This window comes from Tepidibacter sp., assembly GCF_025210165.1.
Classification (GTDB): Bacteria; Bacillota; Clostridia; order Peptostreptococcales; family Peptostreptococcaceae; genus Tepidibacter_A.
In genome coordinates, this window is sequence record NZ_JAOASI010000059.1 from 1 (window position 1) to 5,528 (window position 5,528).

A 5,528-nucleotide genomic window follows, 5' to 3' on the forward strand; every position below is an offset into this window, starting at 1 on the left:
TAACAACAAAAACTACAGGTACAAATGGAGGAAATATTGTTTTTGATAATCTTACAAATGACACTACATATATAATCAAAGCTAAGACCTTATTTAGTATATCAGGGGCTAATAGAGATAGTGATTATGTAGAATTATCAGCAAAAACTGATAAGATACCACTTCCGTCTATACCATCTGCACCTAGAACTGAAGAAGTTTATGAAGGTGGATTTAAAGTTAGATGGGGAAGTGTAGTAAGTGCAACTAAATATAGATTAAGGGTAAGAAAAGAAGGTGATAGTGAGACTAAAGATTACGAAACTTCAAATACAAACTACTCAATTCCAAGTGGAAGCTTACAATATGGAGTAACTTATCTTGTATCAGTACAAGCAGGAAATAACCAAGGATGGTCAGATTATTCAAATGAGAATCCTTTAACAACAAGAGCAAAACACCCAACGCTAAAAGTAATTGAAAAGACAAGTGATTCTATAAAGGTAAATATAAGTGGTTTATCAGGTAATAAAGATGGTGTAGAAGTATACTTATATGATCATAGGGGTATATATGTAAAAAGAAAAACTATAGACATAATTGAAGAAGATATAGATATATTTGATGAAGAAGATATAGACATACTTGATGAAGAAAATATAGACACAAATGGAGGAAATATTGTTTTTGATAATCTTACAAGTGATACATATATAATTAAAGCCAAGACATTATTTAGTATATCAGGGGCTAATAGAGATAGTGATTATGTAGAATTATCAGTGGAAATTGACAATGTGCCACTTCCATCTATACCATCTGCACCTAGAACTGAAGAAGTTTATGAAGGTGGATTTAAAGTTAGCTGGGGAAGTGTAGCGAGTGCAACTAGATATAGATTAAAGGTAAGAAGAGAATATGATAGTCATACTACATATTACGAAACTTCAGATACAAATTATTCAATTCCAAGTGGAAGCTTACAATATGGAGTAACTCATCTTGTATCAGTACAAGCAGGAAATAACCAAGGATGGTCAGACTATTCAAATGAGAATCCTTTAACAACAAGAGCAAAACACCCAACGCTAAAAGTAATTGAAAAGACAAGTGATTCTATAAAGGTAAATATAAGTGGTTTATTGAGTAATAACAATGGTGTAAGAGTAGATCTATATAATCCTAAGGGTGAACTTGAGAGAACAAAAATTACAGAAAAAGATGGAGGAAATATTGTTTTTATAGGGCTTAGGGGTGATACACAATACACAATTAAAGCTAAGACATTGTTTAATATATCAGGGGTTGATAGAGGTAGTGATTATGTAGAATTATTAGAAAAAACTGATATAGCTCCTGTAGGAATACTTAAAGAAATTGAAGATAATACTGTTTATAATGAAATTATGAATACATCTGAAGAAGGAAAATGGTACAAAGTTAAGTTTGATCGTAATGGAAAAGCTAATTTTTGGATAAATTCAGCAGGATTGACTAATAATTTGGATTTATTTATACATGCACATCAAGATTTAGATAGTACTAAATTAGGTGAATCAATACAATATCCTGGAAACAATCAAGCAGATGATATGGTACTAGATTTAGATGTAAGGGCAGGAGTATACTATTATATATACGTTAAAAACTGTGATGGTGGATCTTGTGATTTCAAAATAAAAACAAGGCTCCAAGCTAAAGAAATTCAAGATGATACTGTTTATAATGAAAGTATAAATGCATCTGAAGAAGGAAAATGGTACAGAGTTAGGTTTGATCGTGATGGAAAAGCTAATTTTTGGATAAATTCAGCAGGATTAGATAATAATTTAGATTTATTTATATATGAAAATCAAGATCTAGATAGTAGTAAATTAGGTGAATCAACACAATCAGACAACCAAGCAGATGATATGGTTCTAAATTTAGATGTAAGAGCGGGAGTATATTATTATGTATATATTAAAAACTGTGGTGGTGGATCTTGTGATTTTAAAATAAAATCAAAAATCCAAGCAAAAGAAATTCAAAACGGTACTGTTTATGACGAAAATATGAGTTCACATGATAAAGGAAAATGGTATAAGATTAAGTTTGCTCAGAATGGAAAAGCTAATTTCTGGATAAATTCACGAGAATTAGATAATAATTTAGATTTATTTATATATGAAAATCAAGATTTGAAAAGTACTAAATTAGGTGAATCAGAACAATCAGACAACCAAGCAGATGATATGGTTCTAGATTTAGATGTAAGAGCAGGAGTATATTACTATGTATACATTAAGAACCAAGGCAGTGGATCTTGTAACTTTAAAATAAAAGCAAAACTTCAAGAGGAAGACCCTAGTTGGTCAGGTGGAGATATTATACCTCCTAAATATTACGTTAATCAGGGGCTTTATACAGATATTATGTTAGGATCTTCAGGTAAGTCAGTAAAAAATGCAGGATGTTATATTTCTTCAATAGCTACGATTATTTGTTGGTATTTAAAGGATGATAGAGCAGATACAAAAGAAGCTCTTATTAGACAGATGGCTAGCAAGTGTAATAGTGGCGGAGGGTATTCAAATGCAGACGTTAAGTACAATGGAAGAACTTTCAGAATTGATAGAAATTCTGACATGGAGGAGAAGATTCTGGAAGGACTTCCAGCTATATGCGAGATGCCACATCATTTTGTAGTTGTTAATGGATATGATGCAAATAAATCAGGCTACAAGAGATTTTCTGTTCTAGATCCAGGAGATCGAAATGCTAAAACTTTATACGACTCAATGAATAAATCTAATCATGGATTTAGTGTAAAGAGTGAAAGATTTGTTTATGAAGTAGGTGGAAGTAAGCCTCCTACAGGTGGTAAGCCTACTCCTGGAGGGAATATGGATGTCAGTGAAAAATATATTGATTTTGTAAAAGATTACGAAACATTCCAAGAAAAGCCATATAGAGGATCGGATAAACAAAACTTGACTATTGGATATGGGCATGTTATCAAGCCTGGAGAGCATTTCGGAATTATGACAAAGCCAGAAGCTGTTGAATTATTGAAAAAAGATTTAAAAGTGCGCATAGACTATGTTAATAGAAAGATAAAAGAAGATAATCTAACTTTAAATCAACACCAATTTGATGCTTTAGTTGATTTTAGATACAATAAAGGAGCTGCATTATCTACAGAACCAGGGGTGTGTACTTTATATAGATTAATAGCAAAAGAGAAAGTAATGTCAGGTGAAAAATTAATGAATGCATTTTTAATGTGGTGCAAAGTAGGTGATGAATTTAATAAGGGGGTTTATAGACGTAGTTATGATGAAGGAGAAATGTTTATAAAAGGAGATTATACAAGAAATTATCCAGAAAAACCATAATAAAAATTAGTTTATATAAAAATAATCTTGAGTATTAATACTCAAGATTATTTTTATATTGTGAAAAAGAATGCTTTGTTATACGATAATAATCAGAAGATTTTAGCGGGTATGTATTTTAGAACTACTTAATTCTTTTAAGTTCTAAAAAAATTCCGCTTCCTTTTAAAATTAATGTATTTTTATCCTTGATAATAAATTTGCTACCAATTGGGACACCCATTTTTTCAGTAAATTTATTATCTTTGTAAACATCTACTATTATTCCTTTATGAGATTCTATACCAATATTTCTATAAAATATGTTAAACATATCTATCAAATCATTATCTTCTACTATCGTTTTTTTATAGAAAGGATTTTTGCATATTTGTTCCCCATAACTAGCTATTTCTTTTGAATAAACTATTTCTGTACCTAACATTTGATCAATATCTTCCTTGCCATAAATACCAGGTATACCTCCAGGTGTAATATCTTTATGAACTATCCACTTTCCATAAAAATCTTCTGTAGATTCGCATGCAGGTTCTAAAGTTTGTTCTCCTTCCATTGCTATATTCTCATCTAGACTTATGTAATTATGTAGAATTTCTTTGGGTGATTTAAATAGGGCTTCATTTGCAATAAAATCCTTTAAATTTAAAAGTTCCTTTTTTTTGTTTCCTTTCATCTTTATTAATTCTCCGTCTTTAGGTGTAGTAATTATATAATCACCTGTAATTAAGTTATAGTCTATTTCGTCAGGAACCATCTCGCCATTAAGCTCTTCAAAACCACCCTCTGTAGCACCAATTAAGTACCAGCCATTATCTTGATAACGAAATCTATATCTTTTATACCATCTACTAGAACCGCCAAAAAACTTTAACAAGACAGATCCTCTATCAATAACCATATCTTTAAAAGGATCACCAAACGGTCCTCCCTCACTTACAACAAGAATAGCTTTTTCTGCTTTTATTGATAACGTATAAGAGCCATCTTTATTTCCAAAGAATATTAATAAATTTCTAGGGGAATCAAGTTCCGTCTTATTAGTTTTCTCAATTGCAACAGCTTTATCAATTATGCCATCTTTATTTAAATCACCTTCGGCAGATTTTAAAATATTCCATCCTGTAGGTATGAGTGATTCTACATCTTGAATTTTATTTTTATTTTGTTTTTCAATGATAACATTGGAATCTAAATTATCATTATGTTTATCTTCTGATGTGATTTGTTTTTCGGTTGCAATCTGTTTTTTAGTTTCTAGTGTGTCAGCTTCATTTTCATTGATACATCCAACTAATCCAGTAAGATTAAATAATAATATTATTATTAATAACACAAGTTTTTTCATTTTATTAATCCTTTCAAATATATTTTTTAGTAATTTTAATCATTAGATTAAAGTGTATTGTTATCCATATTGTACCATAAAACAAGAGCGAATATAGTCAAACTAGAGATCAAGAAAAAAGAAGAAAGTTATCAAAGTATAATATCTAATCTTGCAGAAAAATTTCATATCATTGAAGAAGTAAAACAAGTTATTTCAATACTTACATAGATTCTCATAAAAAATAATAAAAAAATTTAGAAGATGGTTGATTATTTAACTTAAAAACTCCTTTTATATAGTGTAAGGCAAAACAAACTAGCTAGTAAGTTAAAACTTACAAAATAAATTATAAATAAAAAACATAAAAAAAGGAGTGAAGAATAAATGTCATATTTAAGTTTATCTAACCCAACAACAGATTCTTGTGATTTTAGGGTGAAATTAAGCAATGATTTTAACACAGATTATTATAGAGAATTAAGAATTACAGGTAGAGATTATGGTAGCTCTACAGATAGAGTTAGTTCATATGTAGAAAGCAGAACAGCAAGAAGTTCATATTCTTCTAGATATGTTGAAGGTGTAGTAAATGATGGAATGAGTGCAGGACGCACATACACATTATATGCTTATGCTCAGGCTTAAAATGGAATATGGTATAAAGCTGGTTCAGACACTATCACTATGGAAGATAGTGGAGGATCTAATGAATTTGATTTAGGAATAAGAGATATTCTTTATAAATATTCAGATACATCTGACGATTATGAAGAAGTTGAAGATGGAATGAACTTTGAAGTAGGAAGAGAAATAGAGTTTAAATTACCAGTAAAAAATTATGATAA

The 5,528-nt window shown here is 29.8% G+C and carries 4 protein-coding genes; 3 read left to right on the forward strand and 1 reads right to left on the reverse strand.

The genetic code is table 11. The features are described 5' to 3' along the window. On the forward strand, nt 1-3,356 hold a 3,356-nt coding region (locus tag N4A48_RS09745), incomplete at its 5' end, for a glycoside hydrolase family protein (RefSeq protein ID WP_293665720.1). Nucleotides 3,357-3,480: 124 nt separating this feature from the next. Here N4A48_RS09745 and N4A48_RS09750 read toward each other — a convergent pair. Then, a complete protein-coding gene (locus N4A48_RS09750; protein WP_293665721.1) occupies nt 3,481-4,701 on the reverse strand; it encodes a hypothetical protein in 1,221 nt (406 codons plus the stop codon). Between the two features lie 69 nt (nt 4,702-4,770). Here N4A48_RS09750 and N4A48_RS15065 point away from each other — a divergent pair, with 69 nt between their 5' ends. Next, nucleotides 4,771-4,911 carry a BhlA/UviB family holin-like peptide gene (locus tag N4A48_RS15065; protein WP_443081753.1) on the forward strand — a complete coding sequence of 47 codons (141 nt, stop codon included), beginning with the start codon at nt 4,771-4,773 and terminating at the stop codon, nt 4,909-4,911. Between the two features lie 156 nt (nt 4,912-5,067). Continuing rightward, complete coding sequence (locus N4A48_RS09755; RefSeq protein ID WP_293665722.1) at nt 5,068-5,328, forward strand: hypothetical protein; 261 nt, start codon at nt 5,068-5,070, stop codon at nt 5,326-5,328. Nucleotides 5,329-5,528: the final 200 nt, after the last annotated feature.